Consider the following 16,314-nt stretch of genomic DNA (forward strand, 5'->3'; position numbering starts at 1 on the left):
TTCTATTTTATCCTTTTAAATTTTTTAAATTATCGATACTAATTGAGCCAATGTTTCTAAAAATCGAAACAAGAATAGCCAATCCTACTGCAACTTCAGCCGCAGCAACTGCCATCGAAAAGAATACAAAAACTTGTCCTTGTGCATCTTGATGATAAGTTGAAAAAGCCACAAATAAAAGGTTTACTGCATTCAACATGATTTCGATAGACATGAAAACGATAATAGAGTTTCGTCTGTACAATACACCAAAAACACCAATACAAAAAAGTACAACACTTAAAAAGATGTAATTTTCAATACCTATTTGATTTAATATATTACCCATTATTTATTTAATTTTTCTTTTTTAGACAATAATACAGTTCCAATCATTGCAACCAAAAGTAAAATCGAAGCAAATTCAAATGGCACCATATATTCGTTCAACAATATTTTACCCAATACTTTAATAGATTGGAAATCTTCTCCAGTTGAATCATATTCACCAACAATAGGTTTAGAGTTAATGAATATTGCAATTAAAACTACGCAAATCAAACAGAAAGAAACAATAGCTCCCAAACGTGTGATTCTTGGTCGGTGAACTTCTCGCTGCTCGTTCAGGTTCATCAACATGATGGTAAACAGGAACAGAATCATAATTGCTCCAGAATAGACTATTATATGTACAATTGCTAAAAATTGAGAGTTTAATAATAAATAATGACCAGCAATAGAGAAGAAACAAATCACTAAGTAAATTGCTGAGTGAATTGGATTTCTGCTAAAAATGGTTAAAAAAGCAGTTATTACGGTGATAAACGCTAAGAAACAAAATATAATTTGTACAGTTGTTGCGTGTGCAAAATCAGGAATATGTATCATTAGTTAGCGTTATTTAATTGTGAGTTTTTAATAGCCATTTCTAAAGGCATCACTAATTTGTCTTTTCCAAAAATGAAATCTTCTCTTTCATAATTAGCAGGAACTAATACTTTAGAAGTTGTCAAATAGATAGCATCTTTCGGGCAAGCCTCTTCACACAATCCACAAAAAATACAACGAAGCATGTTTATTTCATAAATCGAAGCGTATTTTTCTTCTCTGTATAAATGTTTTTCATCTGGTTTACGTTCAGCAGCTTTCATTGTAATGGCTTCTGCAGGGCATGATAAAGCACATAATCCGCAAGCAGTACAATTTTCGCGGCCTTGCTCGTCACGTTTCAGCATGTGCTGACCACGATAAACTGGACTCATTTCACGAACTTCTTCTGGATAGTGAATCGTAATTTTTTTTCTAAAAAGGTGCTTAAGCGTAATAGCAAGACCTTTTACAATCGCCACAAGATACAATCGTTCCAAAAAAGACATCTCTTTATTAGAGACCACTTTTTTTCTACCCGATAATGATATAGTTTCTATTGACATTTCTTAATCTATGATTTATGATTTTCAATTTGAGATCAATCAAATTTTAAATCTATTTTATTTTTATTTGAAGCCAGTTACGGTTCTTAGAATCCTAAAGCTGCTGCGATATCGTGTCTTAAAATAACAGCACCCGTAATCATAATATTAATAATCGAAAGCGGAATTAAAATTCTCCAGCCTAAGTTCATTAATTGGTCATATCTAAATCTTGGAATCGTCCAACGCACCCACATGTAAAAGAATATGAAGAAACATATTTTTACAAATAATACCGCAATTCCTAAAAGATTAGCTGTGTTTATTCCAACATTTTCTACCATCCATTGCATTCCTGGGTAATTGTAACCTCCAAAGAATAAAACAGAAATAATAGTAGCAGAGATAAACATACTTGCATATTCAGCAAATAAATAGAATCCCATTTTCATTGATGAATATTCAGTATGGTAACCACCGATTAATTCGTTTTCACATTCTGCTAAGTCAAACGGTGTTCTGTTAGTTTCAGCAAATGAACAAATTAAGAAGATTAAGAATGATAAAGGCTGATAAAAAACATTCCAGTTCATTCCTTGCTGTTGTAATGAAATTTCTCTTAAACTCATTGTTCCTGTCATCATCAATAAAGCGATCATTGATAATCCCATTGCAACTTCATAAGAAACCATTTGTGAAGCTGCACGAACAGCTCCCATTAAAGAGAATTTATTGTTTGAAGCCCATCCACCAATCATGATACCGTAAACTCCAACAGAAAGAACTCCAAAAATGTATAGTAAAGCAATATTTACATCAGTTGCTTGAAGATAAATATCTCTTCCAAAAAGATGCAGTTTATCTCCCCACGGAATTACAGCACTTGTCATTAAGGCTGTACTCATGGCAATTGCAGGACCTACAACGAATAAAAATTTGTTTGGCGTGTTTGGAAAAAATTCTTCTTTTGAGAATAATTTCATACCATCGGCAAGCGGCTGTAATAAACCTCCCCAACCTGCACGGTTTGGACCAACACGGTCTTGAAGAAAAGCAGCAACTTTACGTTCAGCCCAAGTAGAGTACATTGCCATAATCATTGTTACCGCAAAAACGACAACAATAACAACACTTTTTTCTATAATAAATGCACTTTCCATTTCTTAAACTTTTTTATCATTAGTAGTTAATGGAATTGCTGCCATACTAATTTTTTTACGGTCAATATCTCTACCTAAAAGAATATTCTTCTCTGTATCGATTTCAACTTTCTCTAATTTTTGAGTGTAGTTATTTTGGTTAATAACAGAATCTTTTTCAAATTCTCTTGGTCCTTCAATAACCCAGTCATTAACGTTTTTGTGATCAAAACGACAGCTGTTGCAAATGAATTCTTCAACTTCATGATACTCGTCTTTGCGACCAGTTACACGTTGAATTTCTCCACCAAACATCCAAACTGTAGTTTTACCGCAGCATCCAGGAGTAGTACATTCTCTGTGTGCGTTATAAGGCTTGTTAAACCAAACTCTTGATTTAAAACGGAAAGTTTTGTCAGTTAAAGCTCCAACTGGACAAACGTCAATCATGTTTCCAGAAAACTCATTGTCGATTGCTTTTGAGATTCCAGTTGAAATATTAGCGTGATCACCACGATCTAATACTCCGTGAACTCTGTTGTCTGTCAATTGATCTGCAACTTGTACACATCTTTGGCATAAAATACAACGGTTCATATGCAGTTGAATATTCGGACCAATATCTTCTGGTTCAAATGTTCTTTTTTCTTCAATATAACGTGATTTTGGGTTTCCGTGCTCAAAACTTAAATTTTGAAGATCACATTCACCAGCTTGATCACAAATAGGGCAGTCTAATGGGTGGTTGATCAATAAAAATTCTGTTACAGATTTACGCGCTTCGGTAACTCTGGCAGAAGATTTACTGTTTACTTCCATTCCGTCCATACATCCTGTTACACAAGATGCCATTAATTTTGGCATTGGTCTTGGGTCAGCTTCACTACCTTTAGAAACTTCAACTAAACAGCAACGACATTTTCCACCGCTCCCTTTTAATTTTGAGTAATAGCACATGGCTGGCGGTACCAAATCTCCACCAATCATACGTGCAGCCTGCAGGATCGTTGTTCCTGGTTCTACGTCTATACTTTGACCGTCTATGGTTACTTTCATCTCTTTATGATTTGAATGTTGAAAGTCGGAATATTGAAAAGAATTGCTGTCCTTTTTAACATTATGAACTTTATAACTTTCTGCTTTTTATTTTTATACGATTACTTTACCGCCTACTAAATGCTTCACTTGCGAAAAAGGTTCAGCAACAAAGTGATCTCTATTTTTAATTTTTTCTGGGAAACGAACGTGATATTCAAATTCATCTCTAAAGTGACGAATCGCTGCTGCTACTGGCCAAGAAGCGGCGTCACCAAGTGGACAAATTGTGTTTCCTTCAATTTTACTTTGAATGCTCCACAATAATTCAATATCTTCTTCACGGCCTTGACCGTTTTCGATTCTCCATAAGATTTTTTCTAACCATCCTGTTCCTTCACGACAAGGTGTACATTGTCCGCAAGATTCGTGGTGATAGAAACGAGCAAAATTCCAAGTGTTTCTTACGACACAAGCAGTATCATTGTAAACAATAAATCCTCCAGAGCCTAACATAGATCCGGTAGCAAAACCACCATCACTTAAAGATTCGTAAGTCATTAAACGATCTTCTCCGTTTGCTGTTTTGAAAATCAATTCTGCTGGTAAGATTGGCACAGAAGAACCTCCCGGTACAAATGCTTTTAATGGACGGCTTGAAGACATTCCTCCTAAATATTCATCAGAATTCATGAATTCGTCAACACTTAAACCTAATTCAATTTCATAAACCCCAGGATTTTTGATATGCCCTGAAGCAGAGATTAATTTAGTTCCAGTAGAACGTCCAATACCAATTTTAGCATAATCGTCACCAGAATTGTTTACAATCCAAGGCACCGTTGCAATAGTTTCAACATTGTTTACCACTGTTGGATTTGCCCAAAGTCCTGAAACTGCTGGGAAAGGCGGTTTAATACGAGGATTTCCTCTTTTACCTTCTAGAGACTCAATAAGTGCAGTTTCTTCTCCACAGATATAAGCTCCAGCTCCACAGTGAACGTGAAGTTCAAGATCGTAACCTGAACCTAATATATTTTTTCCTAACCAGCCTGCAGCTTTGGCCTCGGCAATTGCTCTTTCTAAAATTTTGAAAACCCACATATATTCTCCACGAATGTAGATATATGAAAGGTTTGCACCTAAAGCGTAACTAGAAGTAATCATTCCTTCGATCAACAAGTGAGGAATAAATTCCATCAAATAACGATCTTTGAAAGTTCCCGGTTCAGATTCGTCGGCGTTGCAAACTAAGTGTCTTGGTTTTCCTGATTTTTTGTCAATAAAACTCCATTTCATTCCGGCAGGGAAACCCGCGCCGCCACGACCACGAAGACCTGATTTTTTTACTTCTTCAGTAACTTCATCTGGTGTAAGTGTTTTTAAAGCTTTTTCTACAGAAGCGTATCCGCCATTTTGACGATATACTTCGTAGGTTTTAATTCCAGGAATATTGATTTTATCTAATAATATTTTTTGTGACATCTTATTTATCGTGTAATATTATTTTATCATCTCTACAATCAGCGATTAACTGATCGATTTTGTCTTCTGTCAATTTCTCTTTGTAGAAATCGCCTAACTGCATCATCGGAGCGTATCCGCAAGCACCTAAGCATTCTACACCAGCAATGGTAAACATTCCGTCTGGAGTAGTTTCACCCATTTTAATGCCTAATTTTTCAGAAGTATAATCCATTAAATTTTCGGCACCATTTAAACAACAACAAGAAGTCTGGCAAAACTCAAACATGTATTTTCCAATTGGTTTTTGGTTGAACATGGTATAAAAAGTAACCACTTCATAAACCTCGATTGGTTTTATCTGAAGAATCTCGGCAACTTTGTCTTGCAATTCAATGCTAAGCCAGTTGTTATGCGCATCCTGCACTTCGTGCAAAACAGGCAGTAAAGCCGATTTTTGTTTGCCTTCTGGATAATGACTAATCAATTCATTGATACGAGTGATCAATGCCTCAGTCATATTTATTTCTTGTTTGTAATGTTTACGTTCCATTTTATTTTAGATTTTAGATTTAAGGCTTAAGATTTTTTAATCTGATGTCTTTAAATCCATATTCTGCAATCTTTGTTTAAGTTTTAGATTCTTCAATCTGAATTTTCAATTCCTAACTGTAATTTTTAAATCTAAATTCTAAAATCTGCATTTCAATCAGTAATCTAAAATCTATAATCTAAAATCTACAATTTGTTAGGCGTCTAACTCTCCTGCAATTACGTTTAAACTCGAAAGGATAACAATCGCATCAGAAAGTAATGAACCTTTAATCATTTCAGGATAGGCTTGGTAATAAATAAAACAAGGTCTTCTGAAATGTAATCTATATGGAGTTCTGCTTCCGTCTGTAACTAAATAGAATCCAATTTCTCCGTTTCCTCCTTCAACAGGGTGGTAAATTTCTGCAACTGGTACAGGAACTTCTCCCATTACAATCTTAAAGTGATAAATTAAAGATTCCATTGAAGTGTAAACATCTTCTTTTGGAGGAAGGTAGTAATCAGGAACTTCTGCGTGGTATTCGTTTCCAGCCGGCATTTTATCCAAAGCTTGACGAATAATGCTTAAACTTTCCCAAACTTCGGCATTACGAACGCAGAAACGATCGTAAGTGTCACCTGATTTTCCAACAGGAACATTAAATTCGAAGTCTTCGTAAGAAGAGTAAGGCTGCGCAACGCGAACATCATAATCAATTCCGGCAGCACGTAAGTTTGGACCTGTAAATCCGTAAGCCATTGCTTGTTCAGCAGAAATAGCACCTACGTTTACAGTTCTATCAAGGAAAATTCTGTTTCTTTCGAATAAGTTTACGAACTCTTGCCAAGCAACAGGAAAATCTTTTAAGAAAACATCTAATTTGCGAAAAGCTTCTGGTGACCAGTCTCTTTCGAAACCACCAATTCTTCCCATGTTTGTTGTTAAACGAGCGCCACAAATTTCTTCGTAAATCTCATAAACCTTTTCTCTGAATTGAAAAACGTACAAGAAACCAGTATAAGCACCAGTATCTACTCCTAGAATCGAGTTACAAATTAAGTGATCGGTAATACGAGCAAGCTCCATTACAATAACTCTTAAGTATTGTGCTCTTTTAGGAACTTCAATATTTAGTAATTTCTCTAAGGTCATCCACCATCCCATATTGTTAATAGGAGAGGAGCAATAGTTCATACGATCTGTAAGAGGTGTGATTTGATAGAAAGGACGATTTTCAGCAATTTTCTCAAAAGCTCTATGGATGTAACCAATAGTTGGTTCAGCCTCTAGAATTCTTTCACCATCCATTAATAGGATGTTTTGAAAAATACCGTGAGTCGCAGGATGCGTTGGTCCTAAATTCAGAACCGAAAGCTCGCTTCCGTCTTCGTTTAGTTTGTCCTTAATTATTTTAGCATAACGATGCTCTGGTGGTAATAATAGTTCTGACATTTTATAATGTTGAATTATTTTTTAGCAATTTGTTGTTGTTCTTCCAAAGAATCTGTCGTCTTTATCAGTTCTTCCGCTGTCTTCCATTGGGAATTCTTTTCTCATTGGGAAAGACACCATTTCGTCCATATTCAAAATACGTTTCAATTGCGGGTGACCAATAAAATTGATTCCGAAGAAATCGTATGTTTCTCTTTCCATCCAGTTTGAACTCAAGAAAATATTTGAAACGGTTTTGATCTCTGGTTTTTCACCATTCAAGTAAACTTTGATTTTAATACGTTTGTTTTCGTACCAGTTGTGCAAGTGATAAACTATCGCAAATTGACGATCTGTGTCGTTGTCTGGATAATGAATGCCGCATAAGTCTGTTAAAAAGTGAAAACGTAAATCAGAATCATTTTTCAGGAAAAGGATCAATGCTGTGATTTTTTCAGGAGTTGTTTCTAATGAAAAAATATCTCTTTCTTGTTGAAAGTTAAAAACACTTGTATCAAATGTTTCTGTAAGTTTATCTTGAATCAGGGTATTTTCTAAAGCCATCTTATGAAATGTTATAGGAAGCTAATAATTCTTGGTATTCTGGAGAGCTTCTGCGTCTAACAGATTCACTTTTTACCAATTCTTGTAATCTCATTACTCCGTCAACGATTTGTTCTGGTCTTGGAGGACATCCTGGAACGTAAACGTCAACCGGGATTACTTTATCAATTCCTTGCAGAACTGAGTACGTGTCGAAAACACCTCCCGATGAAGCACAAGCTCCAACGGCGATTACCCAGCGAGGTTCAGACATTTGTTCGTAAACTTGTCTTAAAATCGGGGCCATTTTTTTTGAAATTGTTCCCATTACTAATAACATATCTGCTTGACGAGGAGAGAAACTCACACGCTCAGATCCAAATCGTGCTAAATCGTAATGTGAAGCCATTGTTGCCATAAACTCAATTCCGCAGCAAGATGTTGCAAATGGTAAAGGCCAAAGAGAATTCGCGCGTGCCAGACCTACAACATCATTTAGTTTTGTTGCGAAGAAACCTTCACCAACAACACCTTCAGGTGGCGCAACCATATTTACATTTGAATCGCTCATTTTTATTTTAGATTGTAGATTTCTGATTTTAGATTTTTAATCTTGAAATCGAAATCAATATTTTAAAAAATCAATATTGTATTTTGAAGAAATTAGCTTTCAAATCTATCCCGATAGCTATTGGGACTGAAATCTAAAATCGCATTTATTCCCAGTCTAAAGCTTTCTTTTTGATGATGTAGAAAAAACCAACTAAAAGCAATGACATAAAAACAATCATTTTCAGCATTCCTTCAATACCAAGTTCTTTAAAATTTACTGCCCAAGGATAAAGAAAAATCACCTCTACGTCAAACAATACAAACAGGATGGCAACTAGGAAATATTTTACTGAAAAAGGAATACGTGCATTACCAACAGATTCGATCCCGCACTCGAAGTTTTTATCTTTAACTTCAGAGGTTCTTTTTGGGCCTAATTTTCCAGAAATAATGATTGTTCCTACAACAAAACCAACAGCTAGAATGAACTGCATTAAAATAGGAATGTAACTGTATTGATCAGATTGCATAAGCTTAACTTTTTTACTTAAAGAATAAGCCACAAAGATAACTTTCAATGACGTAAATCACAAACTAAAGGGGGACATAAGTACGCAATGCAACAACGTTTGGGTGTAATTTTTATTGATTATAAATAAGGTCTTAAAATTTTAATATTTTTTTAAGAAATGAGCAAAAAAAAACGTCTCGATGTGTATCGAGACGTTTTTAAAACCATTCAGAGGCAAAAAAAATAAATTGCTATATTTTTCTTAGATTACTGCTACTTTAGCAGCAACTTTCCCTTTTCTTCCTTCTTCTTCTTCATAGCTTACACGGTCACCTTCGCGTAATTCTTCCGCGTTAATTCCTGAAGCGTGAACGAAGATGTCCTTTCCTGTTTCTTCGTCTGTAATGAACCCATAACCTTTAGATTCATTGAAAAATTTTACTGTACCTGTACGCATTGTAATTGTAATAATAATTTATAATAAAGCAAATGTAATATATAAATTCATACAAAAGACATTAGGGTGTTAAATTTTTGTAAAAATTATTGATTTCCAGTGTTTTTACGTGGTTTATTGCATCAAATTTTATATGAAATGCCATAATTTGAGAATCGTTAATTGTAAGAATATAAAAACGAGTCGATTGTAGGAATTTGAAATTTTAAGAAATTTTATTTTTAAGTATGTTTTTTCTCTTTTTTGAAAAGTAAAAAAGAGAAATATTTAGTGGATTTAATAAAAATTTATGCCTTATTTTAATAATCTTAAGTTATTTATATTTTGTATAAAGAGTAGCTGAACAAGATTGAACAACGTAATCAGAGACGTATATTTTTTCCTTTTCGATTATTGCTGTATTTGGCGGGATTATAGACCAAATTGTTTTTTCTTTTGCAATTTCTCGCCCGTCTGTCATTTTGAGGATAAAAAACAATTTATACGTTTTTAATTTATGATCAAAAACCGTCGATTTAGAGTTGTTTTTTAGTTCGTATTCAATTTCAATCTCTTTGTTAGTGTTTTTGTCAGAGAAACAAATAATTTTAACCTGTAAGTCAAAGTCTTTTTCCTGATCGTCAGCTTGTTGCTTTTCTAATGAAATGTCTCTTGTAGGTTGATTTGGTATAGAAATGCAACTACAAAAAGTAAAACAGATTAGAAAAGGGACTATTTTTTTCATTATTTAGAGAATAACATTAATATTCTCAGTATAGATTGATTGTTATATTGATTTTTAAATTTCACATTGATATTCTCTATTTTTTCTCTAGAAAGCGGCATGTAAAATGAATTTATAATTTCATCGAATTTGATGGTCTCTTTTTCATGAAGATTTTTTAAAATAGTACTTCCCATCAAATTGTTGAAGGTCTTTTTATACTGTTTAAAAAGAGATTGGTAAATTTTTGGATGTTCTTTGTATTGACTGTGGTCTTCTGTAGTAAGTTCGTCTGCCAGAAAACCTAAATAAGGAAGGTCTAAAAGTACTCTATTTTGGCTAATTAAGACCATATTAGTCAAGTCTTGAAGATCTTGCTTTTTACTGCTTCTCCCATAATCAGTAAGAATTCCTGCTTGTTGTATAAAAAGCTTATTTAATTCACGTACAAGTTGTGCTAACTCAGATTCTTTGTTATCAATAGTAGATACTTTTAATCTGTTATATAATACATCTGTTAAATCGTGGATACTATTAGATATTTTCAGGATAGTTTTTTTTTCATCTACATTAAAATTTTTCAAATCGGCAACAAGTAATTCTTTGCTTAAGTCATCGTAGCGTTTTGTTAATTTGAAAAAATAAGCGTCTGTGTTTTTAAAAAATAGGCTTTTATCTTGTTCTTTTTCGTTAAAATCGTTAGTTACACTTACTAAAAAGTCATAGAATTTGGAACAAGCCAAAACGTTATAAATAACTTCAATACGATTTTTTTTGATAGCCAATTCTTGTTCTGAAACGTTGCTGTTAATAAGAAGTTTGCCTTTTTTATTGGTGAAGTAAACAGCATCAAAATTTTGTTTTTTCGAAAAATCATTTTTTTCAAAATCAATAAAAGGTTTGCCTTCAGCATTCAATAAGAAAGCCATATTCTTGATTTTTTTCTCAGGCATTTCGGTTAAATAGCGATAGCTTTTGTTGTAATCAACAAGTAGTGCTTTGTCTTTAAATTCTAGTGCTTTTGCATTATCTCCCAAAGCATAGTAGCTGGTTGAGATATTTGCCATTAAAGCCCAATAAATTTTTTTGGTTTTTTTATTGTTTACATCATATTTAGAAACTTCACTTTCCCAAAATTTTATTTTTTCCTCAAGGAGATTTTTTATTTTAAGATAGTTCTCATCTGTGTCTTCTAAATTTCTGGTAAACTCAAAAGCATCCACAGATTGGTTTATTTGGTCAAGATCATCGTCTTTAAATTTGTATAAAGGAAGGGTTTCTTCAATTCTGGTAAAATCAATCGTTTCTTTAATCTCTTTGAAAAAATTATACAAAACATCCTTATTGTAAAGGTCATAACAATTTTGGTTAATCGTTCCGCTTGAATTTTTAAGAAGTAATTGTATTTGGTTGTTTGCAATTTCTTCTGTTTTAATACTGAAGTTGTTATAAGCACTTACCTCTGAGATAACTTGAGAGGAGTTAAAATCTTTAGTATAAACAACTTCGTTTTTTCGTTTTATTGTAAAATTCAGCTTTGAAGTAAAGACGATTTGACCAATATAACTGATGTCGTTACCGTTGGTTATTTTTTCTACTTTAGTATCAAGATACGTGCTGATAGGTTGTATAAATAACAAATAGTCGCTCTGTGTTGGAGCGACTATTTCTAAATTTCTTAAGCTAAGATTGCGAATCGCATAGGCAGAGACTTGATTGTCTATTACGCTGCGTTCTACAGGATCTTCTACGATAACACCTATTTTATTACTTTCTATTTTTACTTTAGGATATTTCCAATCGTAAAATGAGTATAAGACTTGTTTTGGGCTTTGTGCAAAACAGTTTACAACAAAAAGCAGTAAAAAGATTTTTTTTATCATTATTTTTTTAGAGGTCTAATTTAATTGAAAGCTCTTTTAATTGTGCGTCGTCAATTGCTGCAGGGGCATCGATCATAACATCACGTCCTGAATTATTTTTAGGGAAAGCAATAAAATCTCTAATAGTTTCTTGGCCACCTAAAATAGCTACTAATCTATCTAATCCAAAAGCTAAACCTCCGTGCGGCGGTGCTCCAAACTGGAAAGCATCCATTAAGAAACCAAATTGAGCTTTTGCTTCTTCTTCAGTAAATCCTAAATATTTAAACATTAACTGTTGTGTAGCTTTATCGTGAATACGAATAGATCCACCGCCAATTTCGTTTCCGTTTAAAACCATATCGTATGCATTTGCACGAACTTTTCCTGGTTCTGTTTCCAGCAAAGTCATATCTTCTGGTTTTGGCGATGTAAACGGGTGGTGCATGGCGTGGTAACGACCGCTTTCTTCGTCAAGTTCTAATAATGGAAAATCTACAACCCATAATGGAGCAAATTCTTCAGGTTTACGTAAACCTAAACGAGTTGCTAATTCCATACGAAGTGCTGAAAGCTGTGCGCGAGTTTTGTTAGCTGGACCAGAAAGTACAAAAATCATATCTCCAGGATTTGCTTCCGTTGTTTTTGCCCAGTTTGCTAAATCATCTTGATCGTAGAATTTATCTACAGATGATTTGTATGTTCCGTCTTCGTTGCATTTTACATATACCATTCCAGACGCTCCAACTTGCGGACGTTTTACCCAGTCAATTAATCCGTCAATTTCTTTACGGGTATAATTTCCTGCTCCAGGTACAGCAATTCCCACAACTAATTCAGCTGCATTAAATACAGGGAACTCTTTGTGTTGTGCAAATTCATTTAACTCACCAAACTTCATCCCAAAACGAATGTCTGGTTTGTCATTTCCATATGTTTTCATAGCATAATCGTAGGTAATTCTTGGGAATTTTTCTACTTCGATGCCTTTAATTTCTTTTAATAAATGTCTTGTCAAACCTTCAAAAACATTCAAAATGTCTTCTTGCTCAACAAATGCCATTTCGCAGTCAATTTGAGTAAACTCTGGCTGACGGTCTGCGCGTAAATCTTCATCACGGAAACATTTCACGATTTGGAAATATTTATCCATTCCGCCCACCATCAATAATTGCTTGAAAGTTTGCGGAGATTGCGGTAATGCATAAAATTGACCTTCGTTCATACGGCTTGGTACCACAAAATCTCTTGCTCCTTCTGGAGTTGATTTAATTAAGTAAGGTGTTTCAACTTCGCAGAAATCTAAATCAGATAGATATTTACGAACTTCCATTGCTACTTTATGACGAAATAATAAGCTGTTTTTTACAGGATTTCTACGGATATCTAAATAACGGTATTTCATTCTGATATCTTCTCCACCGTCCGTTTCATCTTCAATTGTAAATGGAGGAGTTAATGCCGAATTTAAAATAGTTAATTCAGAAACTAAAATTTCGATTTCACCAGTTGGGATGTTTTTGTTTTTGGCTTCACGCTCAATAACAGTTCCTTTTACCTGAATTACAAATTCACGGCCAAGAGTTTTAGCTAATTCAAAAACGGTTTTATCAGTACGACTTTCGTCGAAAATAAGTTGTGTAATTCCATAACGGTCGCGTAGATCGACCCAATTCATAAATCCTTTATCGCGTGATTTTTGAACCCAGCCCGCAAGTGTAACTTCGGTATTAATATTTGAAGCGTTTAATTCGCCGCAATTATGACTTCTATACATGATCTCAATTTTAGATTGCAAAAGTAAACACAAAAAACAAAATAATATAGTAAAGTGATAACTTGATGCTTATAAAATTTAAATATTTTGTTAATTCTAAAATTTTGATGCGTAATTTCTTTAGATTTGAATCAGTAAAAACAAATATAAATGTCTATGAAAAAACTCTTTGTTACTGGTTTGTTGATATTTGGCACTTTAAGTGTTGTTGGACAATCCAAAAATCAAATAAAATTTACAGCCAAAATTGCGAATAGAAATAGTGACACTCTTGTCATTAGAGGAAAAGATAATTTTAAACAAGTTATTCCGATTAACAAAAAGGAAACTTTTGCCGCTTCTTTTGATGCGCCAAAAGGATTTTATGTGTTTTCAGACGGAACCGAATCGTCTAGGTTATATTTGAAACCAAATTCTGAGGTAAACTTAACAATGAATGCTAAAGAATTTGATGAAACTATTGTTTTCAGCGGTAAAGGGGTTGAGGAGAGTAATTTTTTAGCACAGCAAGCCTTAAGAAACGAAAAACTTGAGGGAGCTTTTTCTAAAGAACCGGCTGAATTTACAACAATACTAGAAGCTAAGAAAAAGACTGATTTTGAAAGTTTAGAGAAGGGAAATTTTGATCCAGAATTTGTTACTGCTATGAAAAGTAATCTTGAGCGTTTTAATCAATTCGCAGTTGAGAATTATGAAAGAGCGGCAAAAGCAAATAAAATGAACGGAAAGCCTTCGCCTGAGTTTGATTATGACAATTATAAGGGAGGAAAAACAAAATTGTCTGATTTAAAAGGCAAGTATGTTTATATTGATCTTTGGGCAACTTGGTGTGCACCTTGCAGAGCCGAAATTCCTTACCTGCAAAAAATTGAAGAGAAATACCATGGAAAAAATATTGAGTTTGTGAGTATTTCTATCGACAAAGCAAAAGACAATGAAAAATGGAAAAAGTTTGTAGCTGATAAAAATCTTGGAGGTGTACAGCTTTTTGCTGATAAGGATTGGGAATCTGAATTTGTTGTAAATTATGGTGTAATGGGAATTCCGAGATTTATCTTGATTGATCCAAAAGGAAACATTGTAAGTTCTGATGCTGAAAGGCCTTCATCTCCAGAGCTTCAAAAGCAATTAGATTCGTTATTAAACTAATTTAAGGATTAAATTTACATCGTTATCGTAATTTTAGTTTTTGATCAAAATACCAGTGAAACCAGTGCTTGAGCGCTGGTTTTATTGTTTTAGGTAAAACTCCAATGTTAAGTTTTTACTCAATGTTACCAAATTGTTAAGTAAAAGTTTTTTTAATGTAAACAAATAAGTATATTTGATAAAGATTTGAAAACATTAATACCTAAAGATATGAAAAAGAGTATAATTTTAGCGGCGCTATTGTTCACTGGAATAGTAGTGGCACAAGAAGCAAAACCAGAATTAGAAGCTGTTGGGAACAAGGTAAAAGCTATTTATTATTATGATAATGGCAATGTTCAGCAAGAAGGCTTCTTTAAGGATGGTAAATTAGACGGTGTCTGGGTATCTTATGACGAAAAAGGACATAAAAAAGCCGTTGGAGAATACACAGACGGAGTGAAAACTGGAAAATGGATTATCTTTAATGAAAACAATTTAAGCGAAGTTGCTTATGTTGACAATAAAGTAAGCTCAGTTAAAAACTTGCAGAAAAATGCTTTAGCAAATAGAAACTAATTTAGTTTCTAACAATTTATAAAAAAACCGCTTCTAATGAGCGGTTTTTTTATTTCGTAGATTTTTTTCGTCTTCCAAACCAAATAACAAATCCTGTTACAGGAAGTGCAGATGCAATTAAGCTTACCGTAAAGGCGAGTATTTTTCCAGGCAAATCTAGGACTTGTCCTGTGTGTATGCCATAATTCATTTCGACAACTTTTAAACCTAAACTTTTTGAATGATAGGGATCGCTTTGAATTAATTTTCCATCATATGGATGAAAATAGTAATTGCTTTGATGATCGTATCTTAACGTATGCGGATATGCTCCTGTATTAATAATGTCTCCTTTTTGCTGCGGAAATGTTACGAAGAGCATTTCGGCTTTTGGCTGCATTTTCATGGTTTGAATAAAAGCACGATCTATTGCTGTAATTGAATTAGAGGTGAATTTTGTTGTATCGATTATTGGTGTTTTTGTCTCAATTGCTTTGTCACCTCCAAAATTAAAGGTTTTGTATATTCCGTCACCAACCCATTCGTATGTAAATGTTAAACCAGTTACAGCAAGCACAAAAGCGATTATTGCAATATAAAAACCGGATGTATTGTGCCAGTCATAATTAACACGACGCCATTTTGCAGACCATTTTACGGTAAAACTTCTTTTAATATCGCTTCTTCTTTTCGGCCACCACTGAATTATTCCAGAAATTAATAACAGAATAAAAATAATTGTCGAACCGCCTATAATATGTTTTCCAATATATTCAGGCAGTAATAAATACAAGTGAATGTATTCGACAATAATAAAAAAATCTGTTTTTGGGTTTTCAGTTTTTAGATATTTACCAGTGTAGGGATTAAAATAGAGGTATAAATTTTCAGTATCAGAATACGTATAAACAATAGCAGAGCGATTTTTTCCGTAGTAAGAAACCATACTCGATTTGTTTTTTGGAACAATTTCTGCCGCTTTTTGCTGCAAAACCGACGGCATCAAAAAAGGTTTATTCTGCGGTTCAACAAAACGCCATTCTTTACGAGTAATGTCTTTTATTTCATCATGGAAACAAAAAATACATCCAGTAATACAAACTATAAAAACAATAAGCCCGGAAATTAATCCGAGCCATTTATGTAAAAAACGTATTTGTTTTGTAAATCCCATTTTTGATTAAAAACGTAAAAGTATACGCAAAATCAATAGAGGACAAATTATTTA

At 33.6% G+C, this 16,314-nt stretch carries 18 protein-coding genes; 2 read left to right on the forward strand and 16 right to left on the reverse strand.

All coding sequences use genetic code 11. The features are described 5' to 3' along the window. Window positions 1–7: 7 nt before the first annotated feature. From nuoK to aspS, 15 genes are all read right to left on the reverse strand, one after another. On the reverse strand, window positions 8–328 hold the full coding sequence (gene nuoK, locus B0A75_RS07595; protein WP_012023318.1) for an NADH-quinone oxidoreductase subunit NuoK: 321 nt from the start codon (window positions 326–328) through the stop codon (window positions 8–10). Next, on the reverse strand, window positions 328–867 hold the full coding sequence (locus B0A75_RS07600) for an NADH-quinone oxidoreductase subunit J family protein (protein ID WP_089053686.1): 540 nt from the start codon (window positions 865–867) through the stop codon (window positions 328–330). The genes nuoK and B0A75_RS07600 overlap by 1 nt, the downstream gene beginning before the upstream one ends. Then, a complete protein-coding gene (locus tag B0A75_RS07605) occupies window positions 867–1,412 on the reverse strand; it encodes a NuoI/complex I 23 kDa subunit family protein (protein WP_089053687.1) in 546 nt (181 codons plus the stop codon). The genes B0A75_RS07600 and B0A75_RS07605 overlap by 1 nt, the downstream gene beginning before the upstream one ends. An 86-nt stretch (window positions 1,413–1,498) precedes the next feature. Then, window positions 1,499–2,551: an NADH-quinone oxidoreductase subunit NuoH gene (nuoH, locus tag B0A75_RS07610; protein ID WP_089053688.1), complete on the reverse strand. Its 1,053-nt coding sequence runs from the start codon at window positions 2,549–2,551 to the stop codon at window positions 1,499–1,501. A gap of 3 nt (window positions 2,552–2,554) precedes the next feature. Then, window positions 2,555–3,586, reverse strand: coding sequence for a 2Fe-2S iron-sulfur cluster-binding protein (locus B0A75_RS07615; RefSeq protein ID WP_089053689.1), 1,032 nt, complete (start codon window positions 3,584–3,586; stop codon window positions 2,555–2,557). A gap of 93 nt (window positions 3,587–3,679) precedes the next feature. Next, the gene (gene nuoF / locus B0A75_RS07620) at window positions 3,680–5,050 is read right to left on the reverse strand and encodes an NADH-quinone oxidoreductase subunit NuoF (RefSeq protein ID WP_035646227.1); all 1,371 of its coding nucleotides are present in this window, start codon (window positions 5,048–5,050) and stop codon (window positions 3,680–3,682) included. A gap of 1 nt (window position 5,051) precedes the next feature. Continuing rightward, entirely contained in the window at window positions 5,052–5,582 is a 531-nt protein-coding gene (locus tag B0A75_RS07625; RefSeq protein ID WP_089053690.1) for a complex I 24 kDa subunit family protein, read from the reverse strand. A 195-nt stretch (window positions 5,583–5,777) separates the two neighbouring features. Continuing rightward, a complete protein-coding gene (locus B0A75_RS07630) occupies window positions 5,778–7,016 on the reverse strand; it encodes an NADH-quinone oxidoreductase subunit D (RefSeq protein WP_089053691.1) in 1,239 nt (412 codons plus the stop codon). A 21-nt stretch (window positions 7,017–7,037) separates the two neighbouring features. Then, on the reverse strand, window positions 7,038–7,559 hold the full coding sequence (locus B0A75_RS07635) for an NADH-quinone oxidoreductase subunit C (protein WP_089053692.1): 522 nt from the start codon (window positions 7,557–7,559) through the stop codon (window positions 7,038–7,040). Window position 7,560: 1 nt separating this feature from the next. Further along, a complete protein-coding gene (locus tag B0A75_RS07640; RefSeq protein WP_057121621.1) occupies window positions 7,561–8,109 on the reverse strand; it encodes an NADH-quinone oxidoreductase subunit B in 549 nt (182 codons plus the stop codon). Between the two features lie 145 nt (window positions 8,110–8,254). Next, window positions 8,255–8,620: an NADH-quinone oxidoreductase subunit A gene (locus B0A75_RS07645; RefSeq protein ID WP_089053801.1), complete on the reverse strand. Its 366-nt coding sequence runs from the start codon at window positions 8,618–8,620 to the stop codon at window positions 8,255–8,257. 243 nt (window positions 8,621–8,863) lie between these two features. After that, window positions 8,864–9,058 carry a cold-shock protein gene (locus B0A75_RS07650; protein ID WP_007137066.1) on the reverse strand — a complete coding sequence of 65 codons (195 nt, stop codon included), beginning with the start codon at window positions 9,056–9,058 and terminating at the stop codon, window positions 8,864–8,866. 313 nt (window positions 9,059–9,371) lie between these two features. Continuing rightward, entirely contained in the window at window positions 9,372–9,782 is a 411-nt protein-coding gene (locus tag B0A75_RS07655) for a hypothetical protein (protein WP_089053693.1), read from the reverse strand. Next, window positions 9,782–11,644 carry a hypothetical protein gene (locus tag B0A75_RS07660; RefSeq protein ID WP_089053694.1) on the reverse strand — a complete coding sequence of 621 codons (1,863 nt, stop codon included), beginning with the start codon at window positions 11,642–11,644 and terminating at the stop codon, window positions 9,782–9,784. Before B0A75_RS07660 ends, B0A75_RS07655 begins: the two co-directional genes overlap by 1 nt. 7 nt (window positions 11,645–11,651) lie before the next feature. Continuing rightward, window positions 11,652–13,400: an aspartate--tRNA ligase gene (gene aspS / locus B0A75_RS07665; protein WP_089053695.1), complete on the reverse strand. Its 1,749-nt coding sequence runs from the start codon at window positions 13,398–13,400 to the stop codon at window positions 11,652–11,654. A gap of 156 nt (window positions 13,401–13,556) precedes the next feature. Here aspS and B0A75_RS07670 point away from each other — a divergent pair, with 156 nt between their 5' ends. Beyond that, complete coding sequence (locus B0A75_RS07670; protein WP_089053696.1) at window positions 13,557–14,549, forward strand: TlpA family protein disulfide reductase; 993 nt, start codon at window positions 13,557–13,559, stop codon at window positions 14,547–14,549. A 210-nt stretch (window positions 14,550–14,759) separates the two neighbouring features. After that, on the forward strand, window positions 14,760–15,107 hold the full coding sequence (locus B0A75_RS07675) for a toxin-antitoxin system YwqK family antitoxin (protein ID WP_089053697.1): 348 nt from the start codon (window positions 14,760–14,762) through the stop codon (window positions 15,105–15,107). Between the two features lie 49 nt (window positions 15,108–15,156). On the opposite strand, the gene B0A75_RS07680 is transcribed toward B0A75_RS07675, so the two are convergent. Next, window positions 15,157–16,260 (reverse strand): PepSY-associated TM helix domain-containing protein, encoded by a 1,104-nt coding sequence (locus tag B0A75_RS07680; RefSeq protein WP_089053698.1) that lies wholly within the window; start codon window positions 16,258–16,260, stop codon window positions 15,157–15,159. Window positions 16,261–16,314: the final 54 nt, after the last annotated feature.

Source organism: Flavobacterium oncorhynchi, assembly GCF_002217355.1.
In the GTDB taxonomy this organism is placed as follows: Bacteria; Bacteroidota; Bacteroidia; order Flavobacteriales; family Flavobacteriaceae; genus Flavobacterium; species Flavobacterium oncorhynchi.